The organism is Oceanibaculum nanhaiense, assembly GCF_002148795.1.
GTDB classification, from domain to species: Bacteria; Pseudomonadota; Alphaproteobacteria; order Oceanibaculales; family Oceanibaculaceae; genus Oceanibaculum; species Oceanibaculum nanhaiense.
Genome location: NZ_MPOB01000003.1, coordinates 292,014 through 308,748 on the forward strand (window position 1 = coordinate 292,014; position 16,735 = coordinate 308,748).

Below are 16,735 nucleotides of genomic sequence, written 5' to 3' on the forward strand. Positions count from 1 at the left end.
TCCGCTGCGGGATTTTGGCTTGCGCGACCGCCGAACGACCGTCATGCAGGGGCTTGACGTCGGCATGGCGATCACCCCCAGCATAGCGTTATGACCAATTTGACCCTGCTACTTCAATCAAAACAACTGCCGCGCCCGGCAAATCCGCAGGCTGCGGCCATCGGGCTGGAACGCTGGATCGAAACGGCGGACCGCACCGACGACCCGGCGCTTGCCAGCTTCGCCCGGCAGGTGGCGGAAACGCCGGAGGCCCGCGCCCTGCTGGAAGGGCTGTTCGGCAATTCGCCCTTCCTGACCGACTGTCTGCTGAAGGATATCGGCTTCGCCCGGCTGCTGTTCCGAGACGGTGTCGATTCCGGCTTCGCCGCCGCACTTGCCCAGTGTGACCTAGCAGGCGAAAGCGACGATATGAAGGCGCTGATGAAGGGGCTGCGCATCGCCAAGCGGCAGGCCGCCCTGTCCATCGCGCTGGCCGATATCACCGGGCAATGGACGCTGGAGCAGGTGACGCAGGGCCTGAGCGCGCTGGCGGAACGCAGCCTGCAGGTCGCCGCCGATCACCTGCTGCGGGCATTGGCGAAGCAGGGCAAGATTCCCCTCGCCAACCCCGACAATCCGAGCGAAGGCAGCGGCCTGGTGATCCTGGGCATGGGCAAGCTGGGCGCGCGCGAGCTGAACTATTCCAGCGATATCGACCTGATCGTCTTCTATGACGACGAGCTGCCGCTCTATGCCGATATCGAGAGCCTGCGCCAGCCGATGGTGCGCCTGACCCAGGATCTGGTGCAGATCATCGAGGCGCGCACGGTGGACGGCTATGTCTTCCGCACCGATCTGCGCCTGCGCCCGGACCCCGGCGCCACACCGGTCGCGGTGTCGGTCGCGGCCGCCGAGAGCTACTACACCAGCGTCGGCCAGAACTGGGAACGCGCGGCGATGATCAAAGCGCGCCCGGTCGCCGGCGACATTGAGGCGGGCCAGCGCTTCCTGTCGCACATCGCCCCTTATATCTGGCGCAAGCATCTGGATTTCGCGGCGATCCAGGACATCCATTCGATCAAGCGCCAGATCGCCGCGCACAAGGGCGGTCGGACCATCGCCGTGCTGGGCCACAACATCAAGCTGGGGCGCGGCGGCATCCGCGAGATCGAGTTCTTCGCCCAGACCCAGCAGCTGATCTGGGGTGGCCGCAACGCCGAGCTGCGCATCTCCGACACCTGCAGCGCGATGGATGCTCTGGTCCGCGCCGGGCGGCTGACGGAAGCGGCGGCCGAGGAGATGAAGACGGCCTACCGCTTCCTGCGCCAGGTCGAGCACCGGCTGCAGATGATCGAGGATGCGCAGACCCAGACCCTGCCGAAGGACGAGGCCGGCATCGAACGGCTGGCTGCCTTCCTGGCCTATCCCGATGGCGCCGCCTTCCGGCGCGACCTGCTGCACCATCTGGAAACCGTGGAAACCCATTACAGCGAGTTGTTCGAGGAATCCCCCAGCCTGACGGTGGCCGGCGAACAGACCCGCGGCAACCTGGTCTTCACCGGCGGCGAAAGCGATCCGGACACGCTGGAGACGCTGGCCGAGATGGGCTACGACAATCCCGAGCGCGTCGCCAGCCTGGTGCGCGGCTGGCATCATGGCCGCTATCGCGCGACGCGCAGCGAACGCGCCCGGCAGATACTGACCGAGCTGATGCCGCTGCTGCTGGAAACGCTGTCGCGGGCCGCCTCGCCCGATACCGCCTTCCTGCGCTTCGACCAGTTCCTGTCGCGGCTGCCGGCGGGCGTGCAGCTGTTCTCCATGTTCCAGGTCAATCCGAAGCTGCTGGAGGCGATGGCGCAGGTGATGGGCGGCGCGCCTTTTCTGGCGGAGCAGCTCAGCCGCCGGCCCGGACTGCTGGAGAGCCTGCTGACCGAGCCGGATGTCGCGACCCTTCAATCCACCGAGGCGCTGCGCGGCGATCTCGACCACGCGCTGGGGCTGGCCAAGGATTACCAGGATGTGCTGGATATCGTGCGGCGCTGGAACAATGACCGGCGCTTCCTGATCGGGCTGCATATCCTGTCCGGCAAGCTGGACGCGGACGCCGCCGGGCCGCTGCTCAGCCGGGTCGCGGAAACCACGATCCGCACCCTGCTGCCGCATGTCGAGGCGGAGTTTGCGCGCCAGCATGGCATGCCGCCCGGCCCGGACGGGGGGATCAGCGGCGGGGGGATCAGCAGCGGGGAGACCGGCGGCATCGCGGTGGTGGCGCTGGGCAAGCTGGGCGGCGGCGAGATGACCATAGGCTCCGACCTGGATCTCGTCTTCCTGTACGACGCGCCGATCGACGCCCAGTCCGACGGGCCACGCCCGCTGCCCGCCGTGCAGTATTACGCGCGGCTCGGCCAGCGGCTGATCTCGGCGCTGACCGCGCAGACCGGCGAAGGCGACGTCTATCCGGTGGATATGCGGTTGCGCCCCTCGGGCAAGACCGGGCCGATCGCCTCCAGCCTGGAAAGCTTCGCGAAATATTATGCCGAAAGCGCCTGGAGCTGGGAGTTCATGGCACTGACCCGCGCCCGGCCCATCGCCGGCCCGGGAACGCTGCTGGACAAGGCGGCAGAGACGATCCGGCACATCCTCACGCAACCGCGCGATCCGGCGACGCTGCTGGCCGATGTCGCCAGCATGCGCGCCCGAATCGCCAAGGAAAAACCCGGCGATATCCTGTGGGATGTGAAGATGGGGCGCGGCGGGCTGGTCGATGTGGAGTTCATTGCCCAGTACCTGCAGCTGCGCCATGCCGCCGACGATCCCTCTGTGCTGGACCAGAACACCACCGCCGCCTTCGAGAAGCTGATCGGGGCCGGGCACCTCGCCCCGGAGAACGGTGCGGCGCTGATCGCCGCCACCCGGCTGTGGCGCCGCCTGCAGGGGCTGCTGCGCATCGCTGTGGGCGATGCCACCTTCGATGAGGAGGCCGCCACCCGCGACCAGAAGGATGCCCTGCTGCGGGCCGGCGATGCGGTTGACTTCGACGCCTTGAAACAGAATATCCTAGCCACCGCCGGGGCGGCGCAGGCGTGCTATCGTGCGCTGATCGACGACCCCGCCGCCGCACTTCCAGACAAATCCCCGCAGGAGAAGACGCGATGACCGTGACTGTTGGCGACAAGGCCCCTGACTTCTCGATGCCGACCGATGGCGGCGGCAGCGTCTCGCTGTCCGGACTGAAGGGCAAGAAGGTGGTGCTGTATTTCTACCCGAAGGACGACACGCCCGGCTGCACCAAGGAGGCCTGCGCCTTCCGCGATGCCCTGCCCGACTTTTCCGGGGTCGATGCGGTGGTGATCGGCGTCTCGCGCGATCCGGTGGCCAAGCACGACAAGTTCAAGGCGAAGTACGAGCTGAACTTCCCCATCGCCTCCGACGAGGACGGCAAGGCCTCGGACGCCTATGGCACCTGGGTCGAGAAGAGCATGTACGGCAAGAAATATATGGGCATGGAGCGCGCCACCTTCGTCATCGACGGCCAGGGCATCGTGCGCAATGTCTGGCGCAAGGTGAAGGTCGATGGCCATGCCGACGAGGTGCTGAAGGCCGTGCAGGCGATCTGACGCCGAAGGAGGTTCCGATGGCGTGGGTTGCCCTGTTCTTCGCCGGACTGTTCGAGATTGGCTGGGCCGTCGGGCTGAAATACACCGAGGGCTTCAGCCGGCTGTGGCCGTCGCTCGGCACCATCGCGGCGATGGCGGCCAGCTTCTTCCTGCTGGCCTTCGCGCTGAAGAGCCTGCCGCTGGGCACCGCCTACGCGATCTGGACCGGCATCGGCACGGTGGGCACGGTGGTGCTCGGCATCTTCCTGTTCAATGAGGCCGCCGATGTCATCCGCATCGGCTGCATCGCCATGATCGTTGCCGGCATCGTCGGTCTGAAGCTCATCACGCCCGCCTGAGCTGAATGGAAATCCTGCCTTTCACGAGCCTGACCGAGGCCGCTGTCGCCGTGCTGCAAACGCGCGACCCGGTGGAGAAGGCCCGGCTCGGCCGCCAGGTTGCCGGGGCCTGGCGCGAGGGTGTGCTGGTCGAAATCGGCAGCGCCATCCCGCCCGACCGACCGGCGCGGCCGGAAAAGCCGGAGCTACTGCCGCCCAACCGGGTGAAGAAGCGCAAGATCACGGCGTTGCCCGCCGGACGCGCCGCCTTGCTGCACGCGCTGGCGCATATCGAGCTGAACGCCATCGACCTGGCCTGGGACATCGCGGCGCGCTTTGCCGGCTGCGATCTGCCGCGCGGCTTCTTCGATGACTGGGTGCGGGTGGCGGATGATGAGGCGCGGCATTTCCTGATGCTGTGCGACCGGCTGGCGGCGCTGGACAGTTTCTACGGCGCCCTGCCCGCCCATGACGGGCTGTGGGAAGCGAGCCAGAACACCGCGCACGACCTGCTGGCGCGGCTTGCCGTGGTGCCGCTGGTGCTGGAGGCGCGCGGGCTGGACGTGACGCCGGCCATGGTCGAAAAACTGCGCACCGCCGGCGACGAGGCCAGCGCCGGGGCGTTGCAGATCATCCATGACGACGAGATCACCCATGTCGCCGCCGGGCGGCGCTGGTTCGAATGGGAGGCGGAACGGCGCGGGGTCGAGCCGGTTTCAACCTACCACGATCTTGTTCGGCGATATTTCCGCGGCCTGCTTAAGCCGCCCTTCAACACGCGCTCACGCGACCTCGCGGACTTCAAGGCGGTCTATTACGAGCCGCTGGCCATGCCTTTGAAGACCGCCCCTCAGTAAGGTAGGCCGCCGCCCAGCAGCAGCGACACCAGCACCGCCGCCGCAACCGGCAGCAAGGCCGCCAGCCCGTGCATCACCGGCACCAGCAGCTTCGCCACCCCGCCGGAACCGAAGCGCAGACGCGCCGCCAGCGGATCGCCAAAAAAGCACAGCACCAGCAGCGCCAGTGCGATGGGATTGGCATTGCCGAACAACGCCGCCATCCCGGCCAGTGCCATCAGCACCACCCCGGCGAACAGTGCAGCGGCACCGAACGGGCTGGAAAAGGCGAGCCAGGCCAGCACGAAATAGCCGGCAATGGCAGCGGCCATGCCGCCCGCCATCTGGCCATAGGCGGCACTGCCGGTCAGCGTGACGACCAGCGCTAGGCCAAACCCCGCCGCCAGCAGCTTCGCCGCAGCGACCGCGCCATCCTCGGCCACCAGCGTCAGGCGCCACAGCGCGATGCCGCCAAGCGCCCAGCAGAGGGCCAGCGCGATGCCGGTGCCCAGTGGCGTGCGCAACAGCGGGCTCCAGCCCAGCCAGACCAGCACGCCGGCCAGCCCGAGCACTGCCACCGCCAGCGCGGTCGAGCGCTTCACCGGCCGTGTATCGAGCAGGAAGCCCAGCACGGCGGCGGCAATCCCGACATGCGCCAGTTTCGGCAAGGCTGCCGGCGGCAGGAAGGGCGGCAGGCCGAAGGTCAGCCAGTAGCAGACCAGCCAGCCGACCGGGATACCGACACCGGCCAGCAGCGCGCCGCGCCCCGGCCCGCCGGCAAGCCGCATCACCAGTGCCACCAGCAGGGCGGCGATGAACGGAAAGAAGGCGCTCTGGCCGAACGGGCCGGCGACGAAGTTCTGGATCGTGGACATCATGGCCGCAGGATTGACCGGGCCTAACGCGCCGTCAACTGCCGGGCGATCTCGGCCAGGCGCGGGCCGGCCTCATTCTTCAGATAATCCGGCGACAGGATGAAGGACGGGCCACCGCAATTCAGTGCGAACACCGCCGACCGGTCCGCCGACAGCAGCGGCACCCCCACCGCATGCACATCGGACTGCCAGTCGCCCAGCGACAGGCAGAATCCGTAACGGTCCATCTCCTCCATCGCCTTCTCGATGCCGGCCTTCACATCCGGATAACGGTCGGGGAACCGCTCGCGCATCGAGTCCATCAGATAGGTGCGCTCGGTCTCCGGCAGCACGCTGAGCAGCGAGCGCCCCATCGCCGTGGTGGCGATCGGCACGCGCGAGCCGACATCGAGCCGCAGCGTTACCGTGCCCGGCCCCTTGCAGCATTCGACATAGACCATCGACAGCCGGTCGCGGGTGCCCAGCGCCACCGAAGCGTTGGCGTCGTTGGCAAGTTCCTGCATCAACGGGCGGGCGCGTTCGCGGATATCGAGGCCGGACAGCATCGCATAGCCCAGCGCCAGCACGCCGGAGCCGAGCTGATAGACGCCCAGCCGCTCGGAATAGGTGAGATACCCCAGCCTTGTGAGCGTGTAGGTCAGGCGCGAGATGGTCGGCTTCGGCAGGCGGGTGCGCTCGGCGATCTCCTGATTGCCGAGCCCGACATCGCCGGGCCGGAAGCAGCGCAGCACGTCCAGTCCCCGCGCCAGCGCGGTGACGAACTGCCGCTCCTTCGCGTCCTCATCCAGAAGATCGTCCTCGTAGAGCGGCGCACTCTTCCCGCCAACGTCCACAGATTTCAGCATTATGTGCCCCGTGCAACCCCGTCCGCTATCCGCCGCGCATTGTTGCAGCGCAGCATTCTCTTTACTATCACATCAGTATAACGGAATTTCGTTTTGCCACGCGGAATATATCCACCCCGTGGCACAAACCACCGCAACAAACCGGCCACGGATCATAACGGAATGGCGTCACAGATTCAGCCAGCCTTGCCGGCCCGCCCTGTCCTGGGGCTTGCCCTGCTGCTCGTGGTGCTGGCCACGCTGGCGGAGCGGGCCTTCGGCCTGCACGACGCGCAATATGTGGCGGCGGCAGCCTATCTGGCCTTCGTGCTGGGCTGCCTGCACAGGCTCGGGCGGCGCGAGGCGGTCCTGCTGTCGGTCGCGGCGCTCCTCACCGCGCTGGCGATCCTCTGGCAGGACGATCCGCTGGCGATCCTGCTGCAGGGGCTGGATACCGCGACCTACATGGCGACCTTCCTGTTGACGCTGGGCATGCTGCGTACCGCGGCGGCAACCTCCCCCGACGTGCTGGAATGCGGCATCTATCTCACCCAGCAGCCGCCGGGGCGGCGCTATGCGGCGCTGCATGTCGGCGGCCATCTGCTGGGCCTGCTGCTGAATTTCGGGGTGTTGAACCTGCTCGGCCCGATGATCCGGCGCGGCGTCGAAAGCGGCGACCCGGCGCTGGCGGAAATCCGCGAACAGCGCCAGATCTCCGCCGTGCTGCGCGGCTTCCCCACCATCCTTCTGTGGTCGCCCGCCACCATCACCCAGGCGCTGATGATCAGCCTGCTGCCGGGCGTCGATGCCGCGCGGCTGCTGACGCTGGGGCTTGTCCTCACCCTCATCATGCTGGGGGTCGGCTGGCTGGAGGACCGCGTGCGCTGGCACAAATTCCAGCGCGCCCGCGCCCATATCAAGCGGCCGCCGCCACCGCCGGCCCCGTGGCGGGCATTCGGCGGCATGGCGTTCATCTGTCTCGCCCTGGCCGGGTCGGTGGTGCTGGTGAAACTGGCGCTCGACATCCCCATCGTGCCGGCGCTCATCACCGCCATCCCCTGCGTGGTGCTGGTCTGGATCATGCTGCAAAATACCGGGCAAGGTCTTGGAACCGCCATCGCCGCTGCCGGGCAGCGGCTGTCGCAGATCGTGACGATGTCCTTCCCCAACGCCTCGCCGGAGACACTGACCCTCAGCTCCTCCGCCTTCATCGGCGTGCTGGTGGCGGCGCTGCTGCCGCCGGAGCTGGTGGCGGCGGCAATCCGGCCGCTCGAGGACCAGCCGCTGCTGCTGCTGGCCATCATCATCGCCATCGTGCCGCTGGCCTCGCAAATCGCCTTCAACCCGATCATCTCGGTCGTGGTGCTGGGCGGCGCGCTGATCCGGGTGCCCGGCCTGCCGGTCGAGCCGACGATCCTGGCGCTGGCCCTGGCCTCCGGCTGGATGCTGGCGCTGCCCGGCTCCCCCTTCTCCATCCCCTGCCTGATCCTCGGCCGGCTGCTGAACCGGCCGGGCACGCAGATATCCTGGCGCTGGAACGGCGTCTATACGCTGATGGCCTATGCGACCGTGCTCGGTTTCATCGGCTGCGCACGGCTGCTCTGATTCTTGCAATTTCGCATTGCAGAATGCCCTTTCGCTTTCCTATAGTCGGGCAACCGCTAAAGAAACGCATATGGGAGTGACATCGTGGCCCTCGATCCGGAAACCTTCGACCAGCTTGTCCAGACTGTCCGCCGCTTCATCCGCGAACGGCTGGTGCCGATTGAGCGGCAGGTCGATGAGGCCGATAAGATCCCCGACGATATCGTCAATGAGATGAAGGAGCTGGGCCTGTTCGGCCTGTCGATTCCGCAGGAATATGGCGGCATCGGCCTGACCGTGACCGAGGAGGTGAAGCTGGCCTTCGAGCTGGGCTACACCTCGCCCGCCTTCCGCTCCATCATCGGCACCAATAACGGCATCGGCTCGCAGGGCATCGTCAATGACGGCACGCCGGAGCAGAAGGCGAAATACCTGCCGAAGCTGGCCAGCGGCGAGATCATCGGCAGCTTCTGCCTGACCGAGCCGGATGTCGGCTCCGACGCCGCCTCGCTGCGCACCAGCGCGCGGATGGACGGCAATGAATATGTGCTGAACGGCACCAAGCGCTACATCACCAACGCGCCGCATGCCGGCGTGTTCACCGTGATGGCGCGCACCGACCCGGACAACAAGGGCGCCGGCGGCATCTCCGCCTTCATCGTCGAGAACGGCCTGCCCGGCCTTAAATTCGGCAAGGCCGACAAGAAGATGGGCCAGAAGGGCGCGCATGTCTGCGACGTCATCTTCGAGGATGTGCGCATCCCCGCCGATTCGATCATCGGCGGCAAGGAAGGCATGGGCTTCAAGACCGCGATGAAGGTGCTGGACCGGGGCCGCATCAACATCGCCGCGGCTTGCGTCGGTGTCGCCCAGCGGCTGATCGAGGAAAGTCTGCGCTACGCCACCGAGCGCAAGCAGTTCGGCCAGGCCATCGCCAATTACCAGCTGATCCAGGCGATGCTGGCCGATTCGCAGACCGAATGCTACGCCGCCAAGATGATGGTGCTGGACGCGGCGGAAAAGCGCGACCGTGGCGAGAACACCATCCAGGAAGCCGCCTGCGCGAAATACTATGCCTCGGAGATGGTCGGCCGTGTCGCCGACCGCGCCGTGCAGATCCATGGCGGCGCCGGCTATCTGGCGGAATATAATGTGGAGCGCTTCTACCGCGATGTCCGGCTGTTCCGCATCTATGAGGGCACCTCGCAGATCCAGCAGCTCATCATCGCCCGCGAAATGCTGAAGCGGTTCGCCGGCTAAGCCGGCGGAAGGAGCCGCCGCCATGCGCCCCACACACGCCGATACGCCGGCGCTGGATATCTACGATAATGTCTGGGGCTCGATCCGGCACTGGGTCGAGACCGCCCCCGACCTGCCCGCCATCGACCAGGAAGGCACCGTCTGGAGCTATGGCCAGCTTGGCCAGGCCGTGGACCGGCTGACCTATTTCCTCGGCGCGCACGACGTCGCAGCCGGCGACCGCGTACTGTTCGTCATGGAAAACAGCATCGGCGCGATTGCCGGCATGCTGGCGGCGATGCGGCTCGGCGCCTGGGCGATTCCGCTGAACGCGCGCCTGTCGGTGCGCGAGATCGACGAGATCCGCAAGCATGCCGGCCCGCGCCTCACGCTCTACACCACGGACGTCTCCAAAGACGCCCTGGCCCATGCCGAACGGCATGGCGCACGAGAGGCCCCCAGCCTGAAGGAGGCCGGGCTGCTCTATGCGCCCGCCGACACTGTCGCCCATCGCATGCCCGCCTTCGGGCCACAGCGCGACCGGGTAGCGGCGTTGATCTATACCTCCGGCACCACCGGCAACCCCAAGGGCGTCATGCTGACGCACGGCAATCTGCTGTTCATTGCCGGGCGCAGCAGCCAGGCGCGGCTGACCACGCCGGCCGACAAGGTCTATGCCGTGCTGCCGATCAGCCATGTCTTCGGGCTGGCCTCGGTGTTCCTTGGCAATATGTATCGTGGCGCGCAGCTGAAGCTGGTCTCGCGCTTCGCCCCGGCGGAGGCGGCGCGGTCGCTGGCCGAGGATGGCATCACCACCTTCCATGGCGTGCCGGCGATGTTCAGCCATCTGGTCAGCCTCGCGGCCAGCACCGGCCAGCCGGTCCGGGCGCCGAAGCTGCGCTACATGTCGGTCGGCGGCGCGCCGCTGGATTTGTCGCTGAAGCAGCGGGTGGAATCGATGTTCGGTATCCCGCTGAACAATGGCTATGGGCTGACCGAAAGCGCGCCCACCGTCTGCATGACGATGATCGGCAAGGAACGCGACGATGATTCCGTCGGCACGCTGCTGGATGGCGTCGAGGTCCGCATGGTCGATCCCGCCACCGGCAAGGACGTTCCCACCGGCGGCGTCGGCGAGATGTGGGTGAAGGGCGGCCTGGTGATGAAGGGCTATTTCCGCGATCCCGCGCGCACCGCCGAGGTGCTGACCCCGGACCATTGGCTGAAGACCGGCGATCTCGCCCGCATGGAAGAAGATGGCAGCCTCTATATCGTCGGCCGGCTGAAGGAACTCATCATCCGCTCCGGCTTCAACGTCTATCCCTCCGAGGTCGAGGGCGTCATCACCAGCCATCCCGATGTCGCGATGGCGGTGGTCGTTGGCCGGTCCCGCGACGGCAATGAGGAGGTGGTCGCCTTCGTGCAGCCGATCCCCGGCCGCAGCGTGACGGCGGAGGCGCTGGACAGCTTCGTGTCCGACCGGCTGGCGCCCTACAAGCATCCCTCGCAGTACCTCATTCGCGACACGCTGCCGGCGACGCCGACCGGCAAGATCCTGCGCCACCAGTTGCAGCAGGAAGCCACAGGCCTGTAACCCGCACGCTACAGCTACCCAGAAACAATCACCCCCGGACTGGCGCCGGGGGTGATGTCGTTTGGACAGGGAGGTTGGGTCAGGCCGCCGCCAGTTTCCGCCTGCCGGTTTCCAGCAGCAGCGACGCGCCGACCAGCGCCAGCGCGATGGCGGTCAGCTCGATCTGGCTCAGATGGAATTCCTCGAAGCCGGGGAAGATCAGCAAGATGCCACCAACGAACAGCAGCGCCCGGTTGAACAGGCTGGCCCAGCCATCGGCGAACTTGCCGAAAAAGGCGAGATAGCCCTGCGTCGCCGAGGCGATCAGCCAGACGCCGGGGAAGGCCGTCGCCAGCACCAGCAGCACCTCAGCCGTCGTGCCCTGGCCGATCAGCGCCGGGTTCAGTACGAAGAAGAAGGGCACGAAATAGATCACGCTGCCCAGCCGCATCGCCGCGATGCCGGCCTTGATCGGCCCGGTCCCGGCAATGGTGGCCGCCGCGAAGGCGCCCAGCGCCACCGGCGGCGTGATGAAGGACACCATGCCCCAGTACATGATGAACAGATGCACCGCCAGCGGGTTCATACCGGCCTGCACCAGCGCCGGGGCCAGCACGATGGCAAGGAAGATGTAGCAGGCGGTGACGGTCATCCCCATGCCGAAGATGAAACTGGTGATGGCGCCCATGATCAGCAGCACGATGGTGGCATCGCCGGCGATGAACAGCAGGTCGTTCACCAGCGTGCCGGCAAGGCCGGTCGCGGAGAAGGCGCCGACGATCAGGCCGACGCCCAGCAGCACCGACACCAGTTCCGCCAGCGAGCGGCCGATGGCCTGGACGAGGCTGAGGAAGGCGTCGAGGGACAGCCGCGTGCTCGGGAAAATCTGGGTGATCACCAGCAGCAGGCCGGTGGCGTAGAACGGCGCCAGGGTTTCCTGGCGGAACACCACCATCACGAAGATCAGCACCGCAAACACGAAGAGATACTGCCAGCCCTCGCGGAAGGTTTCGCGCAGGCTCGGCACCTCGGCCCGCTCCAGCCCCTTCAGGCCGCGCCGCGCGGCATAGGAATCGAGCTGCACGAACAGGCCGAAATAATACAGCATCGAGGGCAGCGCAGCCGCCATGGCGATCTCGATATAGGGAATGCCGAGGAAGGAGGCCATGACGAAGGCGGTAGTGCCCATCACCGGCGGCATCAGCACGCCGCCCGTGGAGGCGCAGGCCTCGGTCCCGGCCGCATATTCGCGCGAGAAGCCGGTGCGGCGCATTGCCGGAATCGACACCACGCCAGTGGTCAGCACATTGGAGATCACGCTGCCGCTCATCGAGCCCATGAAGCCGCTGGCGAAGATCGCGACCTTCGCCGCGCCGCCACGGAACTGGCCGACCAGCGCCAGCGCCAGATCGTTGAAGAACCTGCCGCCGCCAGTCTGTTGAAGGGCGGCGCCGAACACGATGAAGCCGACGACAAGCTCGCCGAACGCCCGCATCGGAATGCCGAAAGAGCTTTCGCTGGAGACGATGTGGAAGGCAATCGCGTCTTCAAGCGGCAGCGGATAGCCGGAAATCGGCCCCGGCACCTTGTCGGCGAAGGCCGGATACAGCGAGAACAGCAGCACGATGGCGAAGATGATGGTACCGCCGGTGCGGCGCGTCGCCTCCAGGATCAGGATCCAGAAGACGAAGGACAGGATCATCGCCGTCTGGGGTGCGGCATATTCCCAGCCGGAGGATAGCGCCTCTTCGCCGGTCCAGATGAAATAGCCGGCGACCGCCAGAGACAGGGCGCCAAGCAGGATATCGTACCAGGGCACCGCACCTGCGGTATCGCCCTTCCCGCGCAGCGGAAAGACGATAAAGGTCAGGCAGAGGAAGATACCGGCCAGCGAATAGAGATACCGGTTGTCCAGAATAACGATGCCGAACAGCTGCAGATTGAACAGCTGGTTTACCGACAGCAGCACGGCAGCCAGCGTAAGGATGACGAAAATTGTCCTCAGCGGGCCGTGGATCGTACGGTACTGCAGCACATCCGATAGGGACTTGGCGCCATCAGCGCCATCATTCTCTGCCGAAGTCATCGAGGGAAGCCCTGCGCGAAACGGAATGGGTCAAGGATAAGGAAAAAAACGGCGCCCGGTGGGATTCCGGGCGCCGTCTTCAGACTGGCGTCGATCAGCGATAGACCACGTCGAAGCCGCCGGCTTCCAGCGCCTTGGCGCGGGCTTCCATCCAGGCTTTCTTGAAGGCCTCATCGTCGCCGATCTTCTTGGCGGTGACCTCGGCCCAGGCCTTCTTCAGCACCTGCTGACGCTCGATCAGCTTGTCATTGTGCTTCTGATGCGCGTCCTTCCAGACGCCGGCTTCCTTCAGATAGGCGATGGCGCCCTCATGATAGGGCACCGCCCACTTCAGGATCTGCCGGTCCAGCGCCCAGCCATTGATGCCCGGTGCCGCCCCCTTATATTTCGGGAACTGCTCGACCATCGCCTTGGTCATGGAATAGGCGAGGCCCTTGTCCTGTGTCGGGTAGGCGATCAGGATCGGGTAGGGGTAGGCAGCGCCCTCATGCGGCTTCTCCGCCGACAGGCCGGCGCCGACCGTGCCCATGTTGGGTGCGAAGAACGGCGCGTTCGCCTGCAGCCGCTTCCAGCCTTCCTTGTCGCCATGCGGCAGCGGCGGCCAGAACAGGCCGCGCGGCGAGGCTTCCAGCTGATAGGCCTTGCCCGAGGTGGTGGAGGCGAAGGCGGCATCCGCCTGGCCGTTCACGATGCCGTCCCAGGACGGGCCGAAACCGCCGAATTCCACCTTCACCACATCGTCCCAGGTGAGGCCGCCGAAGGCCAGGATCGCCCGGACATTCTCGTTCAGCGCCGGGGCGCCGACGACCCAGGCGACGCGCTTGCCCTTCAGGTCCGCGATGGTCTTGATGCCGATATCGGCGGCGACGCCGACCGACATATTGCCCTCGCTGTTGGAGGCGAGCAGCACGCGGTTCTCCTGCGGGCCCCACTCCTTGCTGCCGAACTCGAACACGCCTTCCTGCGCCATGAAGCTGGCGCCGACGCCGGTGGCCGAGAAATGCACCTTGCCGGCGCGCAGCGGCACCTGGCGGGACACGTCGTTCTTGCCCGGCAGCACGCGCAGATCGGTGCCATAGGCATCCTTCAGCGCCTTGCCGATGGCGACCGACTGGTTATAGCCGGCGGAGCCGACATCATAGGCCGTCCAGGCGATGGTCGAGGGCAGATCGACCTTGCCCTGGGCAAGGGCAGAACCGGCGGAAAACGCCACGCCAGCCGCCAGAACGGCGCCCCAGACGGATTTCGAACGCAGATATGTCATGGATAAGTTACCTCCCTTAAGGTACCGGCCGCTCCGGTTCTTCTCGGTTTTGCCGAATGCGGCCGCGTTATCGTTTCGTTGCCTGTACCCCACCGACAGGGGGATACATCCGTATTCACTCCTCTGCCGCAACTCGGCATTTGCGGAATTGAATTTCACACATCAAAAATAGCCAGCACCGCGGGCATCCGCAACAGCCAACTTGAAAAGCCGATAAATGCCGTGGAGCATGCCCGGCAATCGAAACAGGAGGATAGCCCAATGCTGAAAGCCGACTTCACCGGAAAACGCGCCCTGATCACAGGCGGCGCCTCGGGCATCGGACTAGCAACCGCCCGGGCGCTGGCCGCCTGCGGTGCTGCCGTCGCGGTGAATCATCTGGCCGACGATCCGCGCGGACCGGAAGCGGTGGCCGCGATCCGGCAGGCCGGCGGCACGGCGGTAGCGGCGCCGGGTGACGTGTCCAACCCGGAACAGGCAGCGGCGATGGTCGAGGCGGCGGCGAAAGCGCTGGGCGGGCTCGACATCCTCATCAACAACGCGGCGACGCCGGGCTCGCTGGAGCCGATCCCCTTCGCCGATCTCGACGCAATGACCGAGGAATTCTGGGGCACGCTGCTGTCCACCAATCTGGTCGGGCCATTCCGCTGCACCCGCGCCGCCGTGCCTTACCTGCGCGAATCGCGCGGCTGCATCGTCTCCACCGCCTCTATCGCCGGCATGGGCGGCAATGCCAGCTCGCTGGCCTATGGCGCGGCCAAGGCCGGCCTTATCAACCTGACACGCAACCTCGCCAAGGCGCTGGGGCCGGACATCCGCGTTAACGCGGTCGCCCCCGGCCTCACCCGCACACCCTGGACCGATACCTGGCCCGCCGAACGCAAGGACCGCTCGGTCGCCAACACCATGCTGCTGCGCATGGTGGAGCCGGAGGATATCGCCGACGCGATGGTCTATCTCTGCGCCAACAAGGCGGTCACCGGCCAGACCGTCGTGGTCGATTGCGGCCGGATGTTCTGAGCCCCCCTACCCCGCCCAGGTTCGGTAGCGGCGTGCGGCGGGGAAATATTCCAGGATGCGGTGATTGTTGGTGTCACTGACCAGCAGCCTGTCGCTGCCATCCGCAGCAATACCGGCAGGCTCGGCCAGCGGCAGGCAGAGCGAATCCTCGCACAGGAAACCGTCATCGAGGTCGCGCAGCGTGCGGCTGGCGAAATCCACCACGCGCAGTGCGTTGTTGTAGCTATCGGCAACCAGCAGCCCGCCTTCCGGCCCGGCTTCCTGCCACCAGTCGAGGCCGAGGCAGTGCTGGAGCCGCGCGCTGTCGTAATCGCCATTCAAATGGCCGAACTCGAACAGCCCTTTGCCGACAAGCGTCTCCACGAGCGGGCCTTCCGGCGTGCTGACGATGGCGCGGATCGCGGAAGTCTCGCTGTCGGCGAAGTAGAGCGTGCCGCCATCGGGCGACAGCGCGAGGCCGCTGGGCTGCGCCAGCGTCGCCTCCCTGGCTGGTCCGTCGGTGATGTTCTCGCCGCCGCTGCCGGCCAGCCGCACCACCTCGGCGCGGGCGAAATCGATATAGCCCAGCTGATGCGTACCGGCATTGGCGAAATACAGCGTGCCGCCGGACAACGCCAGATCCCAGGGCGAGGCCAGCTCGGCATCGCCGAAGGGCACCGCACTCTCCAGCACATAGCCGCGCCGGCCATTGCCGGCCAGTGTGGTGACCTGGCCGGTCTGCCGGTCGATGCGGCGGATCGCGTGGTTGCCGGTATCGGCGACATAGATCGCCCCGGCATCCGCCGCCAGCCCCTGCGGGTCGCGGAACCGCGCCCGGTCGGACGGCCCGTTGGCGAAGCCGGCCTCGCCGCTGCCGAAGCGCATCAGCTCCCGCCCCTCATCATCCAGAAGGACGATCTGGTGATGCCCGGAATCGGCCAGCATCCAAAGCTTTCCGGGGGCTTCCGGCGCCTCCGACAGCGGCTTGATCTTGCCGGGAAAGCAGAATTGTGCGGCGGGCACCGCCTCCGGCGCGAGGTCGAGCGGCCGCGGGTCCATCGCGCCCTTGCGCCGGTAGTCCTTCACGGTCTGGCCGACCACTTCCAGCAGCCGCTCGGCATCCGGTTCGCCGGAATGCTGGCCGATCACATAGCCGTCCGGCGAGACAAAGATCAGCGTCGGCCAGGCCCGCACTGCATATTCCTGCCAGATCAGAAACTCCGGATCGTGCACCACCGGATGCGCGATACCATGGCGCGCGATGGCGCGCCGTACATTCTCCGGCTCGCGCTCGGCGGCGAACTTCGGCGAATGCACGCCGATCACCGCGACATCCTCGGGGAAGGCCTGCTCCAGCCGCCTCAGCGTCGGCAGGATGTGCAGGCAATTGACGCAGCAGAAGGTCCAGAAATCCAGGATCACCAGCTTGCCGCGCAGATCGGCCAGCGACAGCGGCTCGGGCACATTGAACCAGACGAGGCCGGGGCGGTCGATCTCGGGCGCGCGGACGGCGGCGGCTCGCATGGGAGCTCCTGTCATTTC

13 protein-coding genes are annotated in these 16,735 nt (G+C 66.6%); 8 read left to right on the plus strand and 5 right to left on the minus strand.

Annotated elements, in window-relative coordinates; translation table 11 throughout:
- Positions 1-90: 90 nt before the first annotated feature.
- The 4 genes from BKM74_RS06705 to BKM74_RS06720 are packed head-to-tail and all read left to right on the plus strand — an operon-like array spanning position 91 to position 4,770.
- Complete coding sequence (locus BKM74_RS06705; protein ID WP_086464920.1) at positions 91-3,135, plus strand: bifunctional [glutamine synthetase] adenylyltransferase/[glutamine synthetase]-adenylyl-L-tyrosine phosphorylase; 3,045 nt, start codon at positions 91-93, stop codon at positions 3,133-3,135.
- Positions 3,132-3,596, plus strand: a complete 465-nt coding sequence (gene bcp, locus BKM74_RS06710) for a thioredoxin-dependent thiol peroxidase (RefSeq protein WP_086464921.1) — start codon at positions 3,132-3,134, stop codon at positions 3,594-3,596. Before BKM74_RS06705 ends, bcp begins: the two co-directional genes overlap by 4 nt.
- A 17-nt stretch (positions 3,597-3,613) precedes the next feature.
- Positions 3,614-3,934 (plus strand): quaternary ammonium compound efflux SMR transporter SugE, encoded by a 321-nt coding sequence (gene sugE, locus BKM74_RS06715; protein WP_086464922.1) that lies wholly within the window; start codon positions 3,614-3,616, stop codon positions 3,932-3,934.
- Positions 3,935-3,939: 5 nt separating this feature from the next.
- Positions 3,940-4,770 (plus strand): ferritin-like domain-containing protein, encoded by an 831-nt coding sequence (locus BKM74_RS06720; protein ID WP_086464923.1) that lies wholly within the window; start codon positions 3,940-3,942, stop codon positions 4,768-4,770.
- On the opposite strand, the gene BKM74_RS06725 is transcribed toward BKM74_RS06720, so the two are convergent.
- Together BKM74_RS06725 and BKM74_RS06730 are read right to left on the minus strand one after the other, a co-directional pair.
- Positions 4,764-5,627 carry a hypothetical protein gene (locus BKM74_RS06725; RefSeq protein ID WP_086464924.1) on the minus strand — a complete coding sequence of 288 codons (864 nt, stop codon included), beginning with the start codon at positions 5,625-5,627 and terminating at the stop codon, positions 4,764-4,766. The two genes, BKM74_RS06720 and BKM74_RS06725, sit on opposite strands and share 7 nt — an antisense overlap.
- A gap of 20 nt (positions 5,628-5,647) precedes the next feature.
- Positions 5,648-6,469 (minus strand): IclR family transcriptional regulator, encoded by an 822-nt coding sequence (locus BKM74_RS06730; protein ID WP_086464925.1) that lies wholly within the window; start codon positions 6,467-6,469, stop codon positions 5,648-5,650.
- A gap of 162 nt (positions 6,470-6,631) precedes the next feature.
- On the opposite strand from BKM74_RS06730, the gene BKM74_RS06735 reads away from it, so the two are divergent.
- From BKM74_RS06735 to BKM74_RS06745, 3 genes are all read left to right on the plus strand, one after another.
- Positions 6,632-8,053 carry a hypothetical protein gene (locus tag BKM74_RS06735; protein ID WP_140056035.1) on the plus strand — a complete coding sequence of 474 codons (1,422 nt, stop codon included), beginning with the start codon at positions 6,632-6,634 and terminating at the stop codon, positions 8,051-8,053.
- A gap of 84 nt (positions 8,054-8,137) precedes the next feature.
- Positions 8,138-9,292, plus strand: coding sequence for an acyl-CoA dehydrogenase family protein (locus BKM74_RS06740; protein WP_086464927.1), 1,155 nt, complete (start codon positions 8,138-8,140; stop codon positions 9,290-9,292).
- A 22-nt stretch (positions 9,293-9,314) separates the two neighbouring features.
- The gene (locus BKM74_RS06745) at positions 9,315-10,865 is read left to right on the plus strand and encodes a class I adenylate-forming enzyme family protein (protein ID WP_086464928.1); all 1,551 of its coding nucleotides are present in this window, start codon (positions 9,315-9,317) and stop codon (positions 10,863-10,865) included.
- A gap of 79 nt (positions 10,866-10,944) precedes the next feature.
- Here BKM74_RS06745 and BKM74_RS06750 read toward each other — a convergent pair whose 3' ends face one another.
- Together BKM74_RS06750 and BKM74_RS06755 are read right to left on the minus strand one after the other, a co-directional pair.
- A complete protein-coding gene (locus tag BKM74_RS06750) occupies positions 10,945-12,930 on the minus strand; it encodes a TRAP transporter permease (RefSeq protein WP_086464929.1) in 1,986 nt (661 codons plus the stop codon).
- Between the two features lie 94 nt (positions 12,931-13,024).
- Positions 13,025-14,194 carry a TAXI family TRAP transporter solute-binding subunit gene (locus BKM74_RS06755; protein ID WP_086464930.1) on the minus strand — a complete coding sequence of 390 codons (1,170 nt, stop codon included), beginning with the start codon at positions 14,192-14,194 and terminating at the stop codon, positions 13,025-13,027.
- A gap of 261 nt (positions 14,195-14,455) precedes the next feature.
- Here BKM74_RS06755 and BKM74_RS06760 point away from each other — a divergent pair, with 261 nt between their 5' ends.
- Complete coding sequence (locus BKM74_RS06760) at positions 14,456-15,214, plus strand: SDR family NAD(P)-dependent oxidoreductase (protein ID WP_086464931.1); 759 nt, start codon at positions 14,456-14,458, stop codon at positions 15,212-15,214.
- 6 nt (positions 15,215-15,220) lie between these two features.
- Here BKM74_RS06760 and BKM74_RS06765 read toward each other — a convergent pair whose 3' ends face one another.
- The gene (locus tag BKM74_RS06765; protein ID WP_086464932.1) at positions 15,221-16,717 is read right to left on the minus strand and encodes a thioredoxin-like domain-containing protein; all 1,497 of its coding nucleotides are present in this window, start codon (positions 16,715-16,717) and stop codon (positions 15,221-15,223) included.
- Between the last annotated feature and the right edge of the window lie 18 nt (positions 16,718-16,735).